This is a genomic window from Micromonospora lupini (assembly GCF_026342015.1).
GTDB lineage: Bacteria > Actinomycetota > Actinomycetes > Mycobacteriales > Micromonosporaceae > Micromonospora > Micromonospora lupini_B.
Genome location: NZ_JAPENL010000001.1, coordinates 2,670,907 through 2,691,636, shown reverse-complemented (window position 1 = coordinate 2,691,636; position 20,730 = coordinate 2,670,907). Strand labels below are relative to the sequence as shown.

21 protein-coding genes and 1 other RNA gene are annotated in these 20,730 nt (G+C 71.0%); 15 read left to right on the top strand and 7 right to left on the bottom strand.

Features of this window, described 5'->3' with window-relative positions; all coding sequences use genetic code 11:
- Positions 1-356: 356 nt before the first annotated feature.
- Entirely contained in the window at positions 357-1,028 is a 672-nt protein-coding gene (locus tag OOJ91_RS11780) for a bifunctional DNA primase/polymerase (RefSeq protein ID WP_007463422.1), read from the bottom strand.
- A gap of 249 nt (positions 1,029-1,277) precedes the next feature.
- Here OOJ91_RS11780 and OOJ91_RS11775 point away from each other — a divergent pair, with 249 nt between their 5' ends.
- The 7 genes from OOJ91_RS11775 to mctP all read left to right on the top strand — a co-directional run bounded on the left by OOJ91_RS11775 (position 1,278) and on the right by mctP (position 8,068).
- Positions 1,278-2,504 (top strand): helix-turn-helix domain-containing protein, encoded by a 1,227-nt coding sequence (locus tag OOJ91_RS11775; RefSeq protein WP_266244638.1) that lies wholly within the window; start codon positions 1,278-1,280, stop codon positions 2,502-2,504.
- A 16-nt stretch (positions 2,505-2,520) separates the two neighbouring features.
- On the top strand, positions 2,521-3,093 hold the full coding sequence (locus OOJ91_RS11770; protein WP_266244637.1) for a flavoprotein: 573 nt from the start codon (positions 2,521-2,523) through the stop codon (positions 3,091-3,093).
- 131 nt (positions 3,094-3,224) lie between these two features.
- A complete protein-coding gene (locus OOJ91_RS11765) occupies positions 3,225-4,061 on the top strand; it encodes a Nif3-like dinuclear metal center hexameric protein (RefSeq protein WP_266245379.1) in 837 nt (278 codons plus the stop codon).
- Positions 4,051-4,788 (top strand): zinc ribbon domain-containing protein, encoded by a 738-nt coding sequence (locus tag OOJ91_RS11760; protein WP_266244636.1) that lies wholly within the window; start codon positions 4,051-4,053, stop codon positions 4,786-4,788. The genes OOJ91_RS11765 and OOJ91_RS11760 overlap by 11 nt, the downstream gene beginning before the upstream one ends.
- A 3-nt stretch (positions 4,789-4,791) precedes the next feature.
- Positions 4,792-5,952 (top strand): bifunctional RNase H/acid phosphatase, encoded by a 1,161-nt coding sequence (locus OOJ91_RS11755; RefSeq protein ID WP_266244635.1) that lies wholly within the window; start codon positions 4,792-4,794, stop codon positions 5,950-5,952.
- Positions 5,953-6,117: 165 nt separating this feature from the next.
- A complete protein-coding gene (locus OOJ91_RS11750; protein ID WP_266244634.1) occupies positions 6,118-6,360 on the top strand; it encodes a DUF3311 domain-containing protein in 243 nt (80 codons plus the stop codon).
- Between the two features lie 58 nt (positions 6,361-6,418).
- Positions 6,419-8,068, top strand: coding sequence for a monocarboxylate uptake permease MctP (gene mctP, locus OOJ91_RS11745; protein ID WP_266244633.1), 1,650 nt, complete (start codon positions 6,419-6,421; stop codon positions 8,066-8,068).
- Positions 8,069-8,503: 435 nt separating this feature from the next.
- Here the strand turns inward: mctP and OOJ91_RS11740 are convergent, their stop codons facing one another.
- Complete coding sequence (locus tag OOJ91_RS11740; protein WP_266244632.1) at positions 8,504-8,962, bottom strand: MarR family winged helix-turn-helix transcriptional regulator; 459 nt, start codon at positions 8,960-8,962, stop codon at positions 8,504-8,506.
- Between the two features lie 54 nt (positions 8,963-9,016).
- Between OOJ91_RS11740 and OOJ91_RS11735 the strand changes: the two genes are divergently transcribed.
- Positions 9,017-10,249: an MFS transporter gene (locus OOJ91_RS11735; RefSeq protein ID WP_266244631.1), complete on the top strand. Its 1,233-nt coding sequence runs from the start codon at positions 9,017-9,019 to the stop codon at positions 10,247-10,249.
- A 171-nt stretch (positions 10,250-10,420) separates the two neighbouring features.
- Complete coding sequence (locus OOJ91_RS11730; protein ID WP_266244630.1) at positions 10,421-11,545, top strand: IS30 family transposase; 1,125 nt, start codon at positions 10,421-10,423, stop codon at positions 11,543-11,545.
- A gap of 114 nt (positions 11,546-11,659) precedes the next feature.
- On the opposite strand, the gene OOJ91_RS11725 is transcribed toward OOJ91_RS11730, so the two are convergent.
- Entirely contained in the window at positions 11,660-12,421 is a 762-nt protein-coding gene (locus tag OOJ91_RS11725) for a sulfite exporter TauE/SafE family protein (protein ID WP_266244629.1), read from the bottom strand.
- A gap of 129 nt (positions 12,422-12,550) precedes the next feature.
- Between OOJ91_RS11725 and rnpB the strand changes: the two genes are divergently transcribed.
- An RNA gene (rnpB, locus tag OOJ91_RS11720) (RNase P RNA component class A) lies at positions 12,551-12,967 on the top strand.
- A gap of 275 nt (positions 12,968-13,242) precedes the next feature.
- A complete protein-coding gene (locus tag OOJ91_RS11715; RefSeq protein ID WP_266244628.1) occupies positions 13,243-15,735 on the top strand; it encodes an ATP-binding protein in 2,493 nt (830 codons plus the stop codon).
- A 61-nt stretch (positions 15,736-15,796) separates the two neighbouring features.
- Here the strand turns inward: OOJ91_RS11715 and OOJ91_RS11710 are convergent, their stop codons facing one another.
- Positions 15,797-17,311, bottom strand: a complete 1,515-nt coding sequence (locus OOJ91_RS11710) for a cellulose binding domain-containing protein (RefSeq protein ID WP_266244627.1) — start codon at positions 17,309-17,311, stop codon at positions 15,797-15,799.
- 113 nt (positions 17,312-17,424) lie between these two features.
- Between OOJ91_RS11710 and OOJ91_RS11705 the strand changes: the two genes are divergently transcribed.
- A complete protein-coding gene (locus OOJ91_RS11705) occupies positions 17,425-17,907 on the top strand; it encodes a DUF7660 family protein (RefSeq protein WP_266244626.1) in 483 nt (160 codons plus the stop codon).
- Between the two features lie 98 nt (positions 17,908-18,005).
- Positions 18,006-18,473, top strand: coding sequence for a DUF4265 domain-containing protein (locus OOJ91_RS11700; RefSeq protein ID WP_266244625.1), 468 nt, complete (start codon positions 18,006-18,008; stop codon positions 18,471-18,473).
- Positions 18,474-18,483: 10 nt separating this feature from the next.
- Here the strand turns inward: OOJ91_RS11700 and OOJ91_RS11695 are convergent, their stop codons facing one another.
- From OOJ91_RS11695 to OOJ91_RS11685, 3 genes are all read right to left on the bottom strand, one after another.
- Positions 18,484-18,816, bottom strand: a complete 333-nt coding sequence (locus tag OOJ91_RS11695) for a glyoxalase superfamily protein (protein WP_266244624.1) — start codon at positions 18,814-18,816, stop codon at positions 18,484-18,486.
- A 70-nt stretch (positions 18,817-18,886) separates the two neighbouring features.
- Positions 18,887-19,078 (bottom strand): DUF397 domain-containing protein, encoded by a 192-nt coding sequence (locus tag OOJ91_RS11690; protein ID WP_266244623.1) that lies wholly within the window; start codon positions 19,076-19,078, stop codon positions 18,887-18,889.
- Entirely contained in the window at positions 19,065-19,871 is an 807-nt protein-coding gene (locus OOJ91_RS11685; protein ID WP_266244622.1) for a helix-turn-helix domain-containing protein, read from the bottom strand. The genes OOJ91_RS11690 and OOJ91_RS11685 overlap by 14 nt, the downstream gene beginning before the upstream one ends.
- A 242-nt stretch (positions 19,872-20,113) precedes the next feature.
- On the opposite strand from OOJ91_RS11685, the gene OOJ91_RS11680 reads away from it, so the two are divergent.
- Both OOJ91_RS11680 and OOJ91_RS11675 read left to right on the top strand, forming a co-directional pair.
- Positions 20,114-20,407, top strand: coding sequence for a hypothetical protein (locus OOJ91_RS11680; RefSeq protein ID WP_266244621.1), 294 nt, complete (start codon positions 20,114-20,116; stop codon positions 20,405-20,407).
- Positions 20,404-20,670, top strand: coding sequence for a hypothetical protein (locus OOJ91_RS11675; protein WP_266244620.1), 267 nt, complete (start codon positions 20,404-20,406; stop codon positions 20,668-20,670). The genes OOJ91_RS11680 and OOJ91_RS11675 overlap by 4 nt, the downstream gene beginning before the upstream one ends.
- Positions 20,671-20,730 lie beyond the last annotated feature (60 nt).

Genomic DNA, 20,730 nt, shown 5'->3' with positions numbered 1-20,730 from the left:
GATACCGATGTTGTATCCGGACGGAACCGCAACGCCGCCGGTCGTCGTCCGGGCCCGCCGCAGGCCGGCCAGTCCTTATGAAACCGGCCCTAACGCAGCGGGCGATGGGTGCCGGCGGGGCGGGTACCGGTGGGGCGGGGCCGCCCGGGGCGCGAGCCGGCCGGGCGGGTGCCCGCCCAACGGTGGCGCGGGTGGCTGCGACGGGGCGGTTCGGTGCCGCCGGGATACGGCGACCTGTCGTGTGTGGACATCGTTCCCCCGTTCGTGGCGCGCTTTCGCGCTGTCACCTGCTCAACGAGCGCCGGCCGCCCGGCGACGCTGTCGGTCACCGGATCGAATCGTCGGCCGGGGCCGGTTCACCTACCCCGGCGGGGCAGCGGCAGGTGACCGGGGAGCAGGTCGGGTGCGAGCGTCACCCCGCTGGCCCGCAGCGCCTCGATCAGGGTGTTCTGCACCAGGTAGGAGTCGGGGAGCTGCCAGCGGGCCTGCTCCGGGGCGACCGCCCAGCGGACGGTCCCCTCGGGCAGCCGGGTGGGTGGCGCCGGGATCCACGAGCCGGGCCCGTGCCGGACGACGTGGAAGCAGTGCTCCAACTCCGGTCGGAGCGGGTCGCCGGGGCGGACCAGGAACATCCAGCGGCCGGTGGGCGTGACAAGCACGGGCCCGCGTACGCCGGTGCCGGCCGGGTGGACCTGCACGGCGTCGAGCACGTGCCGGCCGAGGTGGGCGGGCACCTCCAGCACGTCGAAGGTCCGACCGGTGGGCAGCAGCACGCCGTGCGGGCGGGTGCGCCACCAGGTGGCGACCCGGGCCGGGTCGGTGGTGGCGGCCAGCTCCCAGTTCTCCAGGGCGGGGTGGCAACCCACAGTGGGGCAGCCGGCCCGACCGCACACGAACCTGCTGCGGGCGAGGCAGGCGCCCGGCGTCACCTCCCAGCCGTGTACGGCGTACCGGATGGCGACCCGGCGCAGCCGGACGCGTTCCAGCGGCGACAGTTCGGCGACGCGCGGTACGACGTTCCCCCACATGTGTGCCATCTCCCCTCGTTGGGCCCGGCGAACGCCAGGTCGCATGTCGAGCACCGTCACTGCCGTAACCCACGATCGTTGAGGTTGACGAACGGCTCGTGCAACTTGCACGAAAGTTACGAGGACTGGCTGTCCGACTGACGTACAGGCTGTGCGACCAGCGAAAACTTCAAGACGGACGACTGATCGCCGCACCCGCGGACATCGTCGGCGCCCGATGGGTGGCGGCGGCAGGGGAGGGATGGGGAGATGGACGAGCTACCCATTGGGCGGCGAGTGGCCTACTGGCGGGGGCGACGCAAGATGTCGCAGCAGGTCTTCGCCGACCGCCTCGGCAAGTCGAAGAGCTGGGTGGACAAGGTCGAGCGGGGCGTCCGCCGGCTGGACAAGTTCTCCGTCCTCTACGAGATCGCCGACATCCTCCAGATGGACGTCCAGTTGCTGATGGGCCGGGACCCGGAGCGGCGTACCGACGCGCTGAACTGCATCGACCAGGTCGAGGTGCAGGAGATCCGAGCGGCCCTGGAGCGGTACGACTCGATGAGCGCCTACTTCGACGCCGTGCCGTACCCGCCTCCGCTCGACGACATGCGCAAGGCCGTCAACCACGCCTGGCTCACCTACCAGTACGGCCGCTACGGGATGCTCACCCGGGCGCTGCCGAAGCTGCTGCGCGACGCTCAGGCGGCCGACGCCGCGTACGGGGGAACGCAGGCGCCGGAGGCGGCCCACCTGCTCGGGCAGGTCTACCAGATCGCCTCGTCGGTGCTGCGCAAGCTCGGCGAGTTCGAGCTGGCCTGGCTGGCCGCCGACCGGTCGATGGCGGTGGCCCAGCGGGCCGACGATCCGCTGCTGGCCGGCATCGCCACGACCCGGGTCTGCAACGCCCTGGTCGCCATGGGCCGGGCCCGGCCGGCGCTTGAGCTGAACGTCCAGATCGCCAACCGGCTGGCGCCCGGCGGCAGCAACGAGGTCTCCCCGGCCCGGCTGTCCGTCTACGGGATGCTGCTGTTGCAGGGGGCGATGGCCGCGTCCCGGATCGGCGACTCGGCGAGCGTCGACGACCTGATCAACTGTGCGCAGGAGGCCGCCACCCTGCTCGGCGGCGACCACAACCACTACTGGACCTCGTTCGGCCCGACGAACGTCGAGCTGCACCGGGCTGCCGCCGCGGTCGAGCTGGGCGACGGAGGCCGCGCGGTCGAGGTGCACGTACGCATCGTGGAGCCCGCGTTCAACGCGCTGCTGCCCGAGCGCCGCGCCCACCACCTGCTCGACATCGCCCGGGGGTACGCCCAGATCGGCGACGTGGCGAACGCCGGCGAGATGCTGCTGCTCGGCGATCGGCTCGCGCCGTCGGAGATCCGCTGCCGGCCGATCGCCCACGAGGTGATGTCGGACGTCCTTCGTCGCACACGTGGTGCGCCGCCTTCTCCGATAGCGGAGTTGGCTGAGCACATGGGAGTAGGGGTATGAGCGCGGAGCCGGCGTGATGACCGGCGCACCACGCACCAGCGAGCACCGTGCGGTGCTCTACGTCATCGCCTGCGGCTCGCCGCTGGCCCGCCACGTCGGTCGCCTGGTCGAGCTGGCCCAGTCGGACGACTGGGACGTCTGCGTGGTCACCACGCCGGACGGCGCCAAGTTCGTCGACCAGCCGGCCCTGGTCCGGCAGACCGGCCACCCGGTGCGGACGCACTACAAGAACCCCGGCGACCCGGACGTGCTGCCGCCGGCCGACGCCATGATCGTCTGCCCGGCGACGGTGAACACGGTGAACAAGTGGGCAGCCGGCATCGCCGACACCCTCGCTCTCGGGTTGCTCGTCGAGGCGCAGGGCAAGGGCGTTCCGATCGTCGCGGTGCCGTACACGAATGTGGCGATGGCCGCCCACCCGGCGTTCCGGGCCGGTGTGGCCCGGCTGGCCGACTGGGGCGTCACTGTGCTCTTCGGCGACCATGTGGTCGCCCTGCACCCGCCGGGAACGGGTGAGCAGCATCTGCACGCGTTCCCCTGGCAGATGCCGCTGGCCGCGCTGCGGACCGTCGCGTACCGGGCCGCCTGAGCGTCCGGAGGTCGCCTCGGCCGGGTCGACTGGACCGGCGCGGCCGGGCCGGGCGTCGCCGCCCGAAGCTCCCCGCGCCGGTAAGCTGGCCCGCCGTGAGCATCAGCGCATCCACAGCCACGGTGACGGACGTGGTCGCCGAGTTGGAACGGCGCTATCCGCCGAGCTGGGCCGAGGAGTGGGACCGCGTCGGCCTGGTGCTCGGCGAGCCGACCGCCCCGGTCCGCCGGGTGCTCTGCGTGGTCGACGTGGTGCCCGAGACGGTCGCCGAGGCGCTGGCGGTCGGCGCGGACATGATCGTCGCGCATCACCCACTGCTGCTGCGGGGGGTCTCGTCGGTCGCCCCGACGACAGTCAAGGGGCGGATCGTCCACCAGCTCATCCGGGCCGGCGTGGCCCTGTACGTGGCGCACACCAACGCCGACGTGGCGTCCCCAGGCGTCTCCGACGCTCTCGCTGCCCGGTTCGGCCTGACCGGGCTGCGCCCGTTGCAACGGCCGGCGACCGGCTCGGCCGCCCATGGCGACGACCGGGGCATCGGCCGGATCGGGGAGCTGCCCCGTCCGATGACCCTCGCCGAGCTGACCCGGCACGCCGCCGCCGTGCTTCCCGTCACGTCCTGGGGAGTTCGCGCCGCGGGGGATCCCGGGCGTATGGTTCGTACCCTCGCCGTCAGCGGCGGGTCGGGGGACAGCTTCCTCGGCGCCGCGACCGCCGCCGGGGTGGACGCGTTTCTCACCTCCGACCTGCGGCACCATCCGGCCAGCGAGCACCTCGCCGCCGATGGTCCCGCCCTGATCGACGCCGCCCACTGGGCGACCGAACGACCGTGGCTGGACGACCTGGCCGCCCTCCTCCGAGAGGCGCCGGGCGTCGAGACGCTGGTGTCCGACCTGGACACCGACCCGTGGACCGTGCACGCCGCCGCACCCGTTGTGGACGACAAGGAGCCCGACCGTGAAGGCTGACCCCCAGGTCCAGCGCCGCCTGCTCGACCTTCAGGCGATCGACACCAACCTCGCCCAGCTCGCGCACCGCCGCCGGTCGCTGCCGGAGCGGGCCGAGCTGGAGGCGCAGGCCCGGGAGCTGTCGTCGCTGGAGGACGAGCGGGTTCGCGCCCAGGTGGCGGTCGACGATCTGGACCGGGACATCGCCCGCCTGGAGAAGGACGTCGAGCAGGTGCGGGCCCGCAAGGAGAAGGACCAGAACCGGCTCGCCGCCGGCACCGGCCCGGCCCGGGAGCTGGAGGCGCTCCAGCACGAGCTGGCCTCGCTGAACCGGCGTCAGGGTGACCTGGAGGACGCCGAGCTGGAGCTGATGGAGCAGCGGGAGACCGCGCAGGGCGTACTGGACGGCGTGGAGCAGCGGCTGGCCGACACCCGGGAGAAGCGTGCCGCCACCGAGCAGCGCCGCGACGACGCGTTGGCCGAGATCGCCAAGGAGGAGGAGTTCAAGCGGGGCGCCCGGCAGCCGCTCGCGGCCGACCTCCCCGCCGAGCTGGTCACCCTCTACGACAAGATCCGCGCGGACACCGGTTTGGGCGCTGCCCTGCTCACCGCGGGCCGCTGCGGCGGCTGCCGGCTGGACCTCTCCGGCGCCGACCTGGCCCGCATCCGCAAGGCCGCCCCCGACGACGTGGTCCGCTGCGAGGACTGCCGGCGGATCATGGTCCGTACCAACGAGTCGGGCCTGTAGGTCGTGGCGCCGCGCGTGGTCGTCGTCGAGGCCGACGGCGGGTCCCGGGGCAATCCGGGGCCGGCCGGCTACGGCGCGGTGGTGCGTGACTCGGAGACCGGCGAGGTGCTCGCCGAGCGCTCCGAGTCGCTGGGCACGGCGACCAACAACGTCGCCGAGTACCAGGGTCTGATCGCCGGTCTGCGGGCCGCCGCCGAGGTGGGCGCCGCCGAGGTGGACGTCCGGATGGACTCCAAGCTGGTGGTCGAGCAGATGTGCGGCCGGTGGCAGATCAAGCACCCGGGCCTGCGCCCGCTCGCCGCCCAGGCGGCCACGCTCGTGGGCCGCTTCGGCGCGGTCCGCTTCACCTGGATCCCCCGCGAGCAGAACCGGCACGCCGACGCGCTCGCCAACGCCGCCATGGACGCCGCCGCCGGCCGACCCACGCCGCCGCCGGCCTCCCTCGGGGCGCCGGCCTCGGCCAGCGCCCCGGCCGGGGGCGCGTCGACGGGCAGCGACCCGGCGACCGCGCCGGCCTCGTGGGAGCCGCGTCCGAGCTTCACGGCCACCCGACTGATCCTCGTGCGGCACGGCGAGACCGCGTACACCGAGCAGGGCCGCTACTCCGGCCGCGGCGACGTGCCGCTCTCCGAGCGCGGCCGGGCCCAGGCCCGCGCCACAGGCGCCCGGGTGGCCGGGCTGGCCCCGTCCGTCGCGGCCGTGCTCAGTTCACCCCTGTCCCGGTGTACGGCCACCGCAGCCGCGATCGCCGGGGCGCTCGGTGACGTGCCGGTGCGCACCGAGGCCGACCTGATCGAGTGCGACTTCGGCCAGTGGGAGGGGCGCACCTTCGCCGAGGTACGCCAGCAGTGGCCGGGGGAGATGGACGCCTGGCTCGCCTCCCCGCGGATCGCCCCGCCGGGCGGTGAGTCGTTCACCCAGGTGGCCGAACGCGTCCACCGGGTCGTCGACGCGCTGCCGAAGGCGTACCCCGGGGAGACCGTGGTGGTCGTCTCGCACGTCTCGCCGATCAAGCTGGCGCTGCGCGACGCCCTCGCCGCCAGCGACGCCTTCCTGCACCGGCTCTTCCTGGACGCGGCCGGCATCTCGGTGCTCGACCTGTGGCCCGACGGCGGCATCGCGGTACGCACGGTAAACGACACCGCGCACCTCGCCGCCCTCTGAGCCGGCACACCCCAACCCATCTGGCCGATCGGCCGGTCGCGCCGTTCGGCGCAGCCGTCACGCCGTTCGGCGCAGAGCCGTCCACGCGCTGATCGTGACGGCGGTCACAGAGTCGTAGCCTCCGGCCGTTACATCGCGTGCCACGACTCCCCGGAGGTGTGTCAGATGCCTGCACCGGAACCGGAGGCGCCCACCACGGCGCCGACCCGGGCGAAGGACCACAGTCCCTGGAACTGGTTGCTCTTCCTCCCCATCGTGGTGCCGCTGATCCCGGCGTTCTTCAACGGTGACGCGCCCCGGATCTTCGGGTTCCCGCGCTACTACTGGCTGCAACTGGCCTGGATCCTGCTCGGCGTCTCCACGACGACGCTTGTCTACCAGATGACGAAGAAGCGGGGGTCCCGGTGAGCGCGAGGAGTGAGCCGGGTTTGCGAGCCCCGCAGTCGCGAACGAAGGGAGTTCAGTGATGTGGCGCGACCATCTCACCGAGATCATCGTCTTCTCCCTGCTGTTCCTCCTGGTCAGCGCGATGGGCTTCGTGGCCGCGCGCTGGCGGCGGCCGAAGGACATGGCGCACCTCGACGAGTGGGGCCTGGGCGGGCGCAGTTTCGGCGGTTGGATCACCTGGTTCCTGGTCGGCGGTGACCTCTACACCGCGTACACCTTCGTGGCGGTGCCGGCGCTGATGTTCGGCGCCGGGGCGGCCGGGTTCTTCGCGGTGCCGTACACGATCGTCGTCTACCCGCTGGTCTTCCTGGTGCTGATCCGGCTCTGGTCGGTCTCGCACCGGCACGGCTTCGTCACCCCGGCCGACTTCGTCCGTACGCGGTTCGACTCGCCGGTGCTGGCGTTGCTGATCGCGATCACCGGCATCGTCGCCACGATGCCCTACATCGCGCTGCAACTGGTGGGCATCGAGGCGGTCCTCAAGACGATGGGCGTGACGGGTGAGAGCACCGTGGCCCGGCACCTGCCGATCATCATCGCGTTCGCCATCCTGGCCGCCTACACCTACCAGTCGGGGCTGCGCGCGCCGGCGCTTATCGCGTTCGTCAAGGACAGCCTGATCTACGTCGTGATCCTGGTGACGGTCATCTACCTGCCGTACAAGCTCGGCGGTTGGGGCGACATCTTCGACGCGGCGGACGCGAAGTTCCAGGCGTCACCGAACCCGAACGACGGGATCCTGCTCAACGGCAACAACCAGTTGCAGTACGTCACGTTGGCGTTCGGCTCGGCGCTGGCCCTGTTCCTCTATCCGCACAGCATCACCGGCGTGCTGGCCAGCCGGAACCGCGACGTGATCAAGCGCAACATGTCGGCGCTGCCGGCGTACAGCCTGCTGCTCGGTCTGATCGCGTTGCTCGGCTACATGGCCATCGCGGCCGGGGTGAAGCCGCTGCCGGGAGCGTCGGCGGGAAGCGTCGACAACAACACGGTCGTGCCGCTGCTGTTCGATCAGCAGTTCCCGGACTGGTTCGCAGGCGTCGCGTACGCGGCGATCGGCATCGGCGCGCTGGTGCCCGCGGCGATCATGTCGATCGCGGCGGCGAACCTGTTCACCCGCAACATCTACAAGGAGTACCTGAAGCGGGACGCCAGCCCGGCGCAGGAGGCGAACGTCTCGAAGATCACCTCGCTGGTGGTCAAGGTCGGGGCCGTGGCCTGCATCGTGTTCCTCGACCCGCAGTTCTCGATCGACCTTCAGCTCATCGGCGGCGTGATCATCCTGCAGACGCTGCCGGCCGTGGCGCTGGGCCTCTACACCCGCTGGTTCCACCGCACCGGCCTGATCGTCGGCTGGGTCGCCGGCATGGGGCTCGGCATGTGGATGCTCTACCAGGTGGCCAGCCCGACGAAGAAGCACTTCGGCGGGTCCGCTTTCCCGCTGGAGAAGTTCGGCTTCGACACGCCCAAGACGATCTACGTGGGCATCGTGGCGGTGCTCGTCAACCTGGCGGTCGCCGCCCTGCTGACGCTGATCCTGCGAGCCACCAAGGCGCCCGAGGGTGTCGACGGCACCACGCCTGACGACTACTTCGCCGACGAGGGCGACCCCCGCGTCACCCCCGGCGCCGAGCGCGACGCCGACCCGGCCCGCGAACCGGTCGCCTGACCTCGCGTACGCCCGGGCGCCGGCGTGGTCGGCGTCCGGGCGGCCGTCCCGGCGTGGTCGGTGCCTCGGCGGGCAGGCCCGCCGCTCTACGGGCGTCGCCTGCCGCGGCTTCGCCCCAAGATCGTGCTCGATCCTTGTCGTAGTGGTGTCGGGCCGTGGGGGATGCCACTACAACAAGGATGTCGCGCGATCTTTGGCAGTCGAAGGGCCATGCGCCGTCCGGCGAGCCTCGGCCTGATCGGTGCCTCGGCGGGCAGTTCGGCGTGGTCGGCGTCGGGGCGAGCCACCGCCGGGCGGGTGGGCCTCGTTCGGGCGCTGTGGAGCTGATGTCGCAGGCGAATCAGGTCCGCAGGCGAATCAGGCCCGCAGGCGAATCAGGCCCGTCGGCGGTTCAGGCCCGACGACCCTTGGCAGCACGGGTCAGCGGCGGCGCGGTCAACGGTTGCGGTTGCGGTTCACCAGGGCGTGGTTGAGGCGGCCCAGCAGGGTCGCCAGGGCGGCCCGGTCCTCGGCGCTCCAGTCGGCAAGCATGTCGCCGTAGAGCCGGGTGCGGGCGGCCTGCACGGCTGCCATCCGCTGTAGCCCGGCCGAGGTGGGGGAGATGACAGTGCCGCGACCGTCCGTCGGGTCGGGGGCGCGGACGATCAGACCGTCGCGCTGAAGCGCGGACACCTGTCGGGTGACGGTCGAGCCGTCCAGGTTGAGTCGCGCGGCGAGGGCGGAGACGTTCTGCGGGCCGGCGGAGTCCAGGTGCCGCAGGATGACGTACGCCGCGCGGTCCAGCACCCGGTGCTCGTCGGTGCCGGTGGCCCGGCGGGTGGCCTCGCCGAAGCGCATCAGCAGGGCCACCTCGGTCTCGATGTGGCCGAGGGTGCTCTCGTGGTCGTCGCTCATAGCTGTATGATACAGAGTAAGTACCTGTACGATACAGCTAATTGGGGAGTCGGAGTGGATCGGAGTTCCGAACCGAACCGCAGTGCCATCTACGCCACCACACTTGTGGCCTTCCTCGCCATCGCCGGCATCGCCGTCGTCGACCCGATCCTGCCGGCCATCGGCGAGGCGATCGGGGTCACCGCCTGGCAGGTCGAGCTGCTGTTCACCGCGTACATCGCGGTCATGGCCCTCGGCATGATCCCGGCGACGCTCGCCAGCGGCCGGTTCGGGTTCAAGCCGGTGCTGATCGCCGGTGTCTCGGTGGTCGGGCTGGCCGCCATCCTCGCCTCGTTCAGCGACAACATCGTGCAGCTGTCCGTGCTGCGCGGTGTCTGGGGGCTGGGCAACGCGATGTTCTTCGCCACCGCCATGGTGGTGCTCGTCAACCTGGCCATCGACAGGGAATGGGTCGTCGGCCTCTTCGAGACAGCCCTCGGCCTCGGCTTCGCCGTCGGCCCGCTGATCGGCGGCCTGCTCGGTCAGGTCTCCTGGCGGCTGCCGTTCTTCGTCTGTGGCGTGTTCATGGTCCTCGCCCTCGGCGTGGCCGCCGGCAAGCTGCGCGAACCCACAAACCGGCAGGCCCCGGTACGCGTCGGCCAGATCTTCGCCACCTACCGCCGGCCGGCGTTCATCGCCCTCTGCGTGGTGACCGCCGCGTACAACTTCGTGTTCTTCGTCGTGCTCGGCTACACGCCGCTCTTCCTCGGCCTCGACGTCGTCCCGCTGGGGCTCGCGTTCACCGGCTGGGGTCTCGGCCTGGCCACCGGCATCCTGGTGATCGGCCACCGACTGGCCCACCGGATCGGCGCGGTGCAGACCGTCGGCGTGGCCATCGCCGGCCTGCTGGTCTGCATGGTCCTCTTCGCCACCTCCACGAGCACCGCCGAGGCGCTCGTCGTGCTCGTGCTCGCCGGCCTCTGCATGGGCCTGGCCAACGCCAACCTCACCGACCTGGCGCTCGGCCTCGGCTCCAGCGACCGCAGGCTCGCCACCGGCGCGTTCAACCTGGTCCGCTGGGGCGCCGCCGCCCCCGCGCCGATCATCTCCGGCAAGCTCGCCGAGCGCTCGCTGGCCCTGCCCTTCTGGGTCGGCTTCGGGGTGCTCGCCGTCGGCGTGCTGGTCTACCTGGCGTTCGCGCACGTGATGGCCGCCGGCTACGGCGAGCGGGTCCTCTGGTCCCGCTGGAACCGCAAGGCCGCCGACACCGAGCACGCGGCCGAGGAGCCGGTAGGCGAGGCCTACTAACCACGCGCCCCTCGCCCCCCGCCCCCCGCCCCCCGCCCCCCGCCCCCCGCCCCCCGTTCCGCGACACACGCCGGCACAAGATCCGCGCAACTTCGGGGAAACTGCTGCTTCGCGACCCTTGGGCTCAAGTGGTTGTTGCAACGGGGTGGATTCTCGTCAGGATGAGGGGTCATGCCGGGGCAGAGGTTGTCGTCCGCGGAGCGGGCGCAGATTGAGGTGTTGTTCGGTCAGGGGTTGAGTTGTCCGCAGATCGGGCAGGTGATCGGGCGGGATCGCTCGACGGTGTGGCGGGAGTTGTCGCGGAATCACTGCGGTACGGGGGGTCGGGTGCCGACGGGTCAGCGGCATCCGCATGGTCCTGCTCCGGGGTATGTGGCGGGGGTGGGCTACCCGAAGGGGTGGGGTGGGGTGTATCGGTGGAAGTACTGTCACCGCAACGCTCAGGGCAAGGCGGATGAGCGGGCGCGGCGTCTTCGTGAGGGGAAGTTGCGTCCGAGGTGGGGGCGGGCGTGGCCGCCGTTGTGGGAGACGGTCAGGGATCGTCTGACGCAGCGGCATTCGCCGCAGCAGATCGCCCGGTCGTTGCGGCGGGAGTTCCCCGACAGACCGGAGATGTGGGTGTCACACGAGACGATCTACCAGGCGATCTACTTCCAGGCCCGGGGTGGGATGCGCCAAGAACTCGCCCGGCAGGTCGCTCTGCGCTCAGGACGCACCGGCCGCCGCCAGCAGTCACGACAGGCCAGCGCGCTGCGGGGACGCCCGTGGGTGCGTGACTTTCACATCTCGACTCGCCCGGCGGAGGTCGCTGACCGGGCCGTGCCGGGGCACTGGGAAGGTGACCTGGTCATCGGCGCCCGAGGGTCCAGCGCGATCGTCACCCTCGTCGAGCGGGCCACCCGGTATGTGATGCTCGGCGCTCTGCCCGAATCGCGGGTCAGTGAACAGGTCATCGAGACCCTCACCGGTCTCATGCGCCGCCTGCCGGCCGAGTTGCGTAAGACCCTGACCTGGGACCAGGGCATCGAGATGATCCGGCATCCCGTGTTCACCCTGGCCACCGACTGCAAGGTCTACTTCTGCGACCCCCACAGCCCGTGGCAGCGCGGCAGCAACGAAAACACCAACGGTCTCCTACGCCAGTACTTCCCCCGCTCCAGCACCGACTTCCGCACCTGGTCCCAGGACGACCTCGACGCCGTCGCCCGCGAACTCAACGGACGACCACGCCAAACCCTCGACTGGCAGAATCCAGCCGAGGTACTCCACAAGCACCTGGTTGCAACCGCCGCTTGAAACCGCCACCGCTTGAGGCAGCAACATCCCTGAAGTTGCGTGAATCTTGGTGCCGGGTGCCGGGTGCCGGGTGCCGGGTGCCGAGTGCCGGGTGCCGGGTGCCGGGCGGCTTGCTCAGCTCAGGGCGCGGTAGAGCAGGTAGAGGCCGATCGTCGTACCGAACACCACGATCAGCGTCTTGAGCAGCACCGGCGGCAGCCGGCGGACCAGCCGGGCGCCCGCGTACCCCCCGATCAGGGTGGCCGGCGCGACCACCGCGACGGCCGCCCAGTTCACCGGGCCGAACAGGGCGAACACCACGAGCGTCGTGAGCCCCACGATCGCGGAGAGCAGATTCTTGATCGCGCTCACCCGCGCCAGGGTCGCATCCAGCACCAGTGCCAGGCCGGCCACCAGCATCACCCCGAGCGCAGCGCCGAAGTACCCGCCGTACACCGAACCGAGCGCGACCATCGTCTGCACCGCGACCGTCCGCTGCCGCGGCGACAGGTCGCGGGGGTGGCCGACCAGCCGGCGCAGCGGGTCCTGGAAGGCCAGGACCGCTGTCGCGCCGAGGACCAGAAAGGGTACGACCAGCTCAAACGCGCGGGCCGGAGTGGCCAGCAACAGGAGCGCTCCGACGATGGTGCCCACGATCGTGGTGGGCACGAGTGTGGCAAGCGCCCGGGGGCGCGGCAGGTCCTGCCGGCTGCCCGCCACGCTCGCCACGTACCCGGGGAACACGGCGACGGAGTTGCTGACGTTCGCCGGCACCGGAGGCAAGCCGATCGCGATCAGCGCCGGGAAGGTGATCAGTGAACCGCCACCGGCCACCGCGTTGACCGTGCCAGCGGCGAGACCGGCGGCCAGCAGCAGCGCGGCGTGGGAGAGATCCATAGCCCCACGAGGCTAGCGCCCGCCGCGCGGGGCCCATCCGCCGGACCGCCCCCTTGAGCTGCGCGATCTTGCTCGGGCGGGGCGGCAATACCGGCGGCACGCTCGTCGTTAGGATGGGAGCGCGACGGACGAGTCGACCGGGCGGTCGCGTCGGCGGGCTCCGGCCCGCCGCCGAGGAACGTCCGGACTCCACAGGGCAGGGTGGTTGTTAACGGCAACCCGGGGCGACCCGCGGGACAGTGCCACAGAAAACAGACCGCCGACCCCAACGGGGACGGTAAGGGTGAAACGGTGGGGTAAGAGCCCACCAGCACCCCGGGTGACCGGGGTGGCTCGGTAAACCCCACCCGGAGCAAGGCCAAGCAAGGGCCGTCACCGCAAGATGACGACCCGGCGCAGACGCTTGAGGGCTGCCCGCCCGATGTCTGCGGGTAGGCCGCTGGAGCCTGCCGGCAACGGCAGGCCGAGATGGATGGCCGCCGCCGGCGCAAACCCCTTTGGGGTACGCGCCGCGCACAGAATCCGGCGTACAGGTCGACTCGTCCGTCGCCCACCAGCTCAGAGACCTGATCATGGCTCTGTGGGACCGGGCGGCAGCCGGAGGCCCTTTCTACGGGAATCGGGCCGACCCGCCTGCGTCCGTCACGGCCTCGCTGCAACTGGCCCCTCCGGTCTCTGCGGCGTTGTCCCGGCAGATGTCGGTGGCTCACCGCCCGCCATGGCAATACTCACACTCGGTGCACAGTGGCCCGTAACTCGTCACGCACATGCGAGCATCGATGCACGTTACGTAAGTGCGGGCGTTGGGTGGTTGGGAGAGCATGCCCAGGAGTCAGGTGCGGCGTGAACACTTCGGAGGCCTCCTCAGGACCCTCCGCTTGGAGCGGCGGCTGACCCAGGAGGAGCTTGCCGAGGCGGCCGGTTCAAGTGTCCGCGGCATCCGGGAGATGGAGCGCGGCCGGGTGCGTAGCCCGCAACGACGGACGGTGGTGCTGCTCGCCGACGCCCTGCGGCTAACCGGGGAGGACCGCGATCGTTTCGTCACCCTGGCCCGGGTCGAGCGGCAGCCGCACGACCGCGTCGCGGTGTCGGACGACCGCGTCGCGGTGTCGGAGGACCGTGTCGCGGTGCCGGAGGACCGTGTCGCGGTGCCGCACGACCGCGTCGCGGAGGTGCCGCACGACCGCCTGGCGGTGGTCGTACCCGGGGAACTGCCCGCCGCCGTTCCGGACCTGGCCGGCCGGACGGAGATCCTGGAACGGCTCTCGGCGCTGGCCGCCGACGTCACCGCATGGCGGCCGGACACCGCCTCGGTGGTGGTGCTGCACGGGCCGCCGGGGATCGGCAAGACCAGCCTCGCCGTCGCCGCGGGACATCGACTCAGCCCGGCCTTCGCCGGCGGACAGCTCTTCGTCGACCTGCAGGGCGCCTCGCCGGACGGCCCGGTCGACCCGGCCGAGGTGCTGGCCGGATTGCTGCGGTCGCTCGGGGTGCCGGACAGCCGGGTGCCGGTGTCGGCGGCCGAGCGGGGTGGTCTGTTCCGCACCCTAACCCGGGACCGGCCGCTGCTGGTGGTCCTGGACAACGCCGCAAGTGAGGCACAGGTACGCCCGCTGCTGCCGGCCGGGCGGGGATGCCTCGCGCTGGTCACCAGCCGGCGTCCACTGACGGGTCTTGCCGGTGCGGTCCGCCTGCCGCTTGACCTGCTCGCCCCGGCGGCCGGTCGACTGCTGCTCGCGGCGATCGTCGGCGCCGACCGGATCGACGCCGAGCCGGCCGCGGCCGACCAACTCGTCAAACTCTGCGGCCAGCTGCCGCTGGCCATCCGGATCGCCGGCAACCGCCTCGCCAGCCGACCGCAATGGTCGGTCGGTTGGCTGGTGGACCTGCTGCACGACCAGCGTCGGCGGCTGACCGTGCTGACCGCCGGAGATCTGGGCGTCCGATCTGCCTTCGAGGTCTCCTACCGGCAACTGGACCCGATGACCGCACGAGTCTTCCGGCGGGCCTCGCTGATCCCCGGCACCGACTTCGAAGCCGCGCTGGTCGCCGCCGCGGCCGGCACCGGCGGGGAGATCGCGGCGGCGGCCCTGGAGGAGTTGGTCGAGGCCAGCCTCCTCCTGACCATAGGGGACCGGTACCAGTTCCACGACCTGGTCCGGCTCTACGCTCAGGAACGCCTCGACGCCGAGGAACAGCAGTCCAGCCGGACGGGCGCGCACGATCAGATGGTCGGCTGGCTGCTGCGGCGTACGCGGCAGGCCGGCTTGATGTTCGAACCGGTCGCCTCTCGGGTCGACTCCCCGTTCGACGACGATCGGGCCGCGGCGTCCTGGTTGGATCGGGAGTCCGGCAACTGGCTGGCGGCGCTGCGCGACGCGGCGCGGCGTGGTCGGCACGCCGACGTGGTCGCGGTCACCAGGGCTCTGCACTGGTACTCGGACGCCAACAGCCACCGGCACTCCTGGGACGAGATCTTCTCGCTGGGAGTGGCCGCGGCCCGGGCCGCCGGTAGCCTCCGCGACGAGGCCGTACTGCTGAACTTCCTGGGCTGGGCCCGGTACTTCTGCCGGGACCGCAACACCGACGGGCTGGCCGCGCTGGACCGGGCGCTGGAACTGGCCCAGCGGATCGGGGACCGCCGCGAGGAGGCGTGGGCGCTGACCTACACCGCTGCGATCTTCATTCGAATCGGCCGCGGCGGGGCGGCCGTCGACCACTGCCGCCGGGCCGTGGGCCTGTTCCGCGAGATCGGGTACGCCCTCGGCGAGCACAGCGCGGCGAGCGCGCTGGGCGGAGCGCTGGCAACGCTCGGCCGGTTCGCCGAGGCGGCCGAGTTGCACCGCGACGTGCTGGCGTTCTACGTCGAGGGCAACGGTCTCAGCCCTACCGGCGCGGCGGTGGCCCAGGCCGGCGCGATGATGAGTCTCGGCGCGGATCTGGCCGGGATGGGCCGTTGGCGCGACGCCGCCGATGAGTACGCCCGCGCCCGGCGGGTGTTCAACAGGTGCGGCGCGACGTTCAGCGAGGCCATCGCCATCCATCGCTACGGGCTCGCGCTTCAGGCGTTGGGCGAGGTCGACGCGGCGGCCGAGGCGCTGTGGGCGGCGTTGGCCCTGTATGCCGCGCTGTCCTGCCTGTGGTGGGAGGCGCAGACTCTGTCCGCGCTCGCGGCGCTGGCCGGCTCGGCTCCGGGCCGGGCCGCCGACGCCCGCCTGCTGCGCCAGCGGGCGCTCGACCGGTGCGGCGAACTGGACGCTCCGGAGGTGCGGACCCTGCGCGCCACCCTGCGACGCGAGCTGGCCGAGTCCTGATCCCGGACACGCACCGGGCCCCGCCGAGGATGCGGCGGGACCCGGTGTGCATGGACAGGGGTCAGTTGCAGGTGGTGCCGTTGAGGGTGAACGGTGCCGGGGTGGTGGGGGAGCCGTTCGCGGTGAAGCCGAAGTTGACCGCGCTGCCGGTGGGGATGGTGGCGTTGTAGGTCTCGTTGGAGACGGTCACCGCCGGGCCGGCCTGCTGGAAGACGCCGTTCCAGTGGCCCTGGACGAGTTGTCCACCCGGGAAGGCGAAGCCCAGCGACCAGCCGTTGGTGGCCGGGCCGTCGTTGTAGACGGTGACGCTGGCGCTGTAGCCGGTGTCCCACGAGTCGGTGACGACGAAGGAGACCCGGCAGGTGCTGGCGATCGCTGTCGCCGGCAGGAGGTTGCCATAGTCGTCGCGGGCGGTGGCGAAGTCCTGGAACCCGAAGCCCGGACCGGCCGATCGGGTGGTGGTGCCGGCGGCGAGCACGGTGCCGTTGGCGTTGACGGCGTAGACCGGGCCGCCACTGTCGCCGCCCCGTGCGGACTCCTGGCCGTCGAGCTGGGTGGCCTCGACGAGGTCCTCGATGTCGTCGTAGTGGTAATCGACCCGCAGGTTGCAGACCGGACCGCCGATCGCACCCGCGGAGGTGTACCCGGACTGGCACAACAGCTGGCCGGGGAAGACCTCGGTCCAGCCGACCACCTGGGCGCGGACCTCGTCCTGCTGGCCGCCGACGTAGAGGTAACCGCCGGGCGTCGGCGTCGAAATGATCATCGTGTCGTGGTTGTCATTGCTGTCGACCGCGTAGCCGACCAGGGTGCCGGTGCCGGTGGTGGTGTTCCAGCCGACGTGCCAGGGCGAGCCGATGGCTCCGCAGTGTTCGGCGGTGAGGAGGTAACCGGCGTTGGTGTTCGCGTTGCGTACGCCGAAGCCCGCGGTGCACCCGGGCGTGGTGAACCCGATGCCCGCCCCGCCGTCGAACGGCGCCGAGTCGTTGGCCCGTGACCGTTCGACCATCCGGTCACGTTCGACGATGCTGGTACGGACGCCGGTGACCGGTAGCTTCGGCAGCTTGGCACCCGGGATGTGGTCAACGGCGATTTCGATGCCGGTACCGTCCGTGCGCAGCCTGACCGAGTGGCTGGCGTCCGCCGGGTCGGCTTGTACCACCGGGGTGAGTCGGGCGGCCGCCTTGCGTAGTTCGGCGCGGGAGTAGGTGGCGTTGGCCACCTCGACCGGCGCGGTGTGGCGGGCGGCGGTGACGGCTGCGGCGATCTCGGTGGGCGGCGCGCCCTTCCACCACAGGGTGACGTGATCGTCGACCAGGCCGATGCCGGCATAGCCGCGGGCCGGCGCGCGGTCCACCGCGGTGCGGATGACATTGGCCGCGTCTACCAGTGGGGCCTGGGCGACCATCTGGTCCAGGGTCGGTGCCGGGATGATGTCGAGAAGGGACTTGGCGGCCCCGACGGCCCCCGGTTGGTCGGACTCCGCGGACGCGGAGGTGGGACCGGTGAGCGCCGTCGCGCCGACCAGTGCCCCGACGACCACCGTACGGGTGATCGCTTTCCGTATTGATGTCATGCCACTGAGTCAAGCAACGTCCGCTGCCGGGAGACAGGCAGGACGCCCGGCAGGAGTCAACATGCCGGCGGTCCTGCCGGCAGTCGTCAGTGGTCTGCCACACCGTGCTCGGCGTGCGCGGATCGGTGCTCGGCCTGAACGCGACGTGTGCGGAACTGTTCGGCACAGCGCAAGGCTTTCCCGCCTCACGATGGCGGTCGGCACGTCGGCTCCCGTACCGCTCACTGGCAAGCCGGCTAAGCGAATCTGCCGGTGCCGCCCAACCGGATGTCCAAATCTCGCAGGAGGGCGCCGAGCCGTCTGCTGGTCTCGGTGTCCAGGTAGGGGATCGGCCTGCCTGCGGCCTGATGCTCGCCCAGGTCGTACAACGCATTGCGAAGGTCCTCGGCGGTGGCGAGGTCGAGTCGGAGCTGAGCGACCTTCGCCAGCACCCGAACCAGTGGGAGAACCCGACGCTGGAACGTTTCCTCGGCGCGTTGTCGGCGTCGCTGTCAGCCCTGCCCAGCCTCTACGCGAACGAGGGCGGAGACCTGCCCGAGCAGCCCACTTGGAAGCTCCTTGCTGAAGTGCTCGTCATGGCAAGTGGTTACGAGTGATCCTCCGCGATCGACCGCGTGCCTAGACTGCCGAAACGCCCAGACGTCCTAGCGCGTCCGTTAGCAACGTTGGTAGATCGGCGAGAAAGAGGATGGTGATGACCGATCCGTCGGACGGGTGGGTGCAGGTGTGGTTTCTCATGCCGCCCGGCAGCAATGCGACGAGCATCGGGATGGGCGCAGAATTGGTGGCACCGGATCGTGTGCGGCTACCGAGGGCGCCGTGGGCCGCGTTCGACGCCGCGATGCACGACATTCTTCGTGTTGAGCGTGACGGTGACGGCCAGTGGTGGGTCAAGGAGAAGATCGCGGCGTCGGGCTACTGCGCTGTCCGCGTCTGGGCTCCGGACGATGCCGTACTCGAGCACTTCGAGGAAGCTGTCCTGGCTGACTTCGCCCCGCTGGACGTGAGCGGGACTGGAATGTTCGGACTCGTCGTCCTCGACGTCCCGCCGACCGTGGATCTGGCAAGGGTGCGGCGGCTCCTGCGCGAGGGTGAGCGCGCTGGTCGATGGACCGTCGATGAGCTGTGTGTCAGCGCGTCATGGCAGGCAGCCGCTCCATAATCATGTGTTGTCATCGGTGGAGCGCACCGACGCGAAGTCGGTTGCCGTCGGGGTCCGACACCTCGAACTCACGACCCCAGTCCTTCTGGTCGACAGCGCGGCCGCAGGTCGCCGCCGCAGCGTCGATGTCGTCGACGTACAGGTACAGCAGGGTCCCCGGCCGTGCGTCCCCGGTGTGCTCCGACAGATGGATCTCGGCACTGCCTCGGGCGATGCTCACGTAGAGCGGCAAGCCCGGGGCGAACCGGTGCTCCCACTGTTTGACGAAACCAAGGCGGGCGTACCAGGCCACGGCGGTGTTCGCGTCCGTGGTCCGCAGGACAGGCGCTAGGCGTTCGGTCATCCGGGGAGTCTCTCAGCCGGCCTGCGACGAGACGATCCCGCGACGGGCGGTGAAGCGCGCCCGGCTTCGGTTAGCGTCGCGCGCCGACGTGGTTGACGAACGCCTGCCAGGCCGCCGGACCGAAGGTCAGGGCCGGACCGGCAGGGTCCTTGCTGTCCCGGACGCCGACGACGCCGGGCAGGTTGTCGGCGACCTCGACGCAGTTCCCGCCGCTCGCGCCGCTGCGGGTGGACTTGCGCCACTGGGCGTTACTGAGGTCCATGATGGCTCTCAACTTCCTTCAGCAGGTCGATGGACTGCCGGCGCGGTAGAGCCTCGTTCCGGACGCTCTCCCACCTTGCCTGAAGCGTAGCTACCTCATCGTCCTTGTCGATGACGTCCCCGCCAAGCTGGTTCTCCAGGTGTCCGACCCACACCCCCTCGCTGGACCGAGCCAGCGCGAACGGCCCGGACAGCCCGATGTGCAGGCCGCTACCGATGGGGATGACGTGGACGTGAACGTGGGGGAGTTCGGCCATCGCGACCAGGTGGGCGACCTGCTGGGCCATGATCCCGCCCAGACCATCACCCGTGCGCCGTATCGCGGCTTCGTCCAGCACGGCGACGAACTGTGGCCGGTGCTCGCCGGTCAGGATCGCCTGCCGGCTCATGCGCGCCTGCACACGCTGCTCGACCTCTTCGTCAGCAAGGCTTTCGTCCGTCCGCAGGACCGTGCGGGCATAGTGCTCAACCTGTAGCAGGCCGGGGATCAGATTCGGCTCGAAGTAGCGAAGTTGTGTCGCCTCGCGCTCGGCATCTAGCCAGGGCAGGAACCACGACGGGGTGCCGAACTTCGTCGCCAGGCGCTCGAAGAGTCCGCCGTTCTTCAGCGCCCGGTCAGTCCCCTTGATGAAGTCCATCGTCAGCGCTCGGGTGCCGCTCTCCACGGCGCTGACATGCGAGGCACTGAAGCCCGCACCGCGGCCGAATGACTCCTGCGTCATGCCGGAAGTCCCACGGGCGCGGCGGATCTCGCCAACGATGAACGCCGACAACGGCCCTGGCACGTCAGCCATGCAACGCCCCTCAATTCGAAGATCGACTACTCGAAGTGCCACACGTCGGAAGCCTGTTGGGCCAGGTCACCCCGGACGCGGGAAGCACCTTCCGAGCGTAGTGGTCTCCACAGCAGAGTGTCACCAGGCGGCGCGGCTGGTAGGCCCACGAGATCCGGCGGTCGCGTTCGTAGCGGGGCCGCTCCCGACGGGCGAGCACTCACGGGAGCGGCCCCTTCCCAACGGCACCAAAGGGGGAGACCGTGCCCGACGACAAACCCGAAAGGCCCCTGAAGGCCGGCGACGTCATCCACCTGACCACCGTGGCGAGCGTGCAGTTCCTGCGCCCGATCTTCGTACGCGTCATCCGCGAGCTGCCCGAGCGGCACACGTACGTCGGATGGGTCTGGATTGAGGGTTATCAGCTGAACGCGGCGGGCGACGCGGTCGCGCGGCGCGAGTTGTACGTGCTGCGTGCGGGCGTGCGCTTGCAGGCCCTGCCCGTCGAACCGACCAGGTCCGCCACACGCCGCCGGCCTCCGGTGCGGGTCGGATGACCGCCCGTCCTCGCCCGCACCTCCCGATGCGCCCGGCCTGGCTTTGCCGCAACTGCGCCGCGCCTTGGCCGTGCAGCCCAGCCCAACTCGCACTCGCCGCCGAGTTCTACGGCCACTCGATCGCGCTGGCGTTCTACCTTGCCGCGTCGATGCAGGAGGCGATAGACGACGCGTACAGCCTGGGGCTACGCCCGGATGTTCCCGCTATGCACGCCAGATTCCTGGGCTGGCTGTCGCTGGCCCGTCGACCTCGCCGACGCTGAGCCAGCCGACCAAACGAACCGGCCGGGCAGGGTTGCCCCCACCCGGCCGTCCGGATCCCT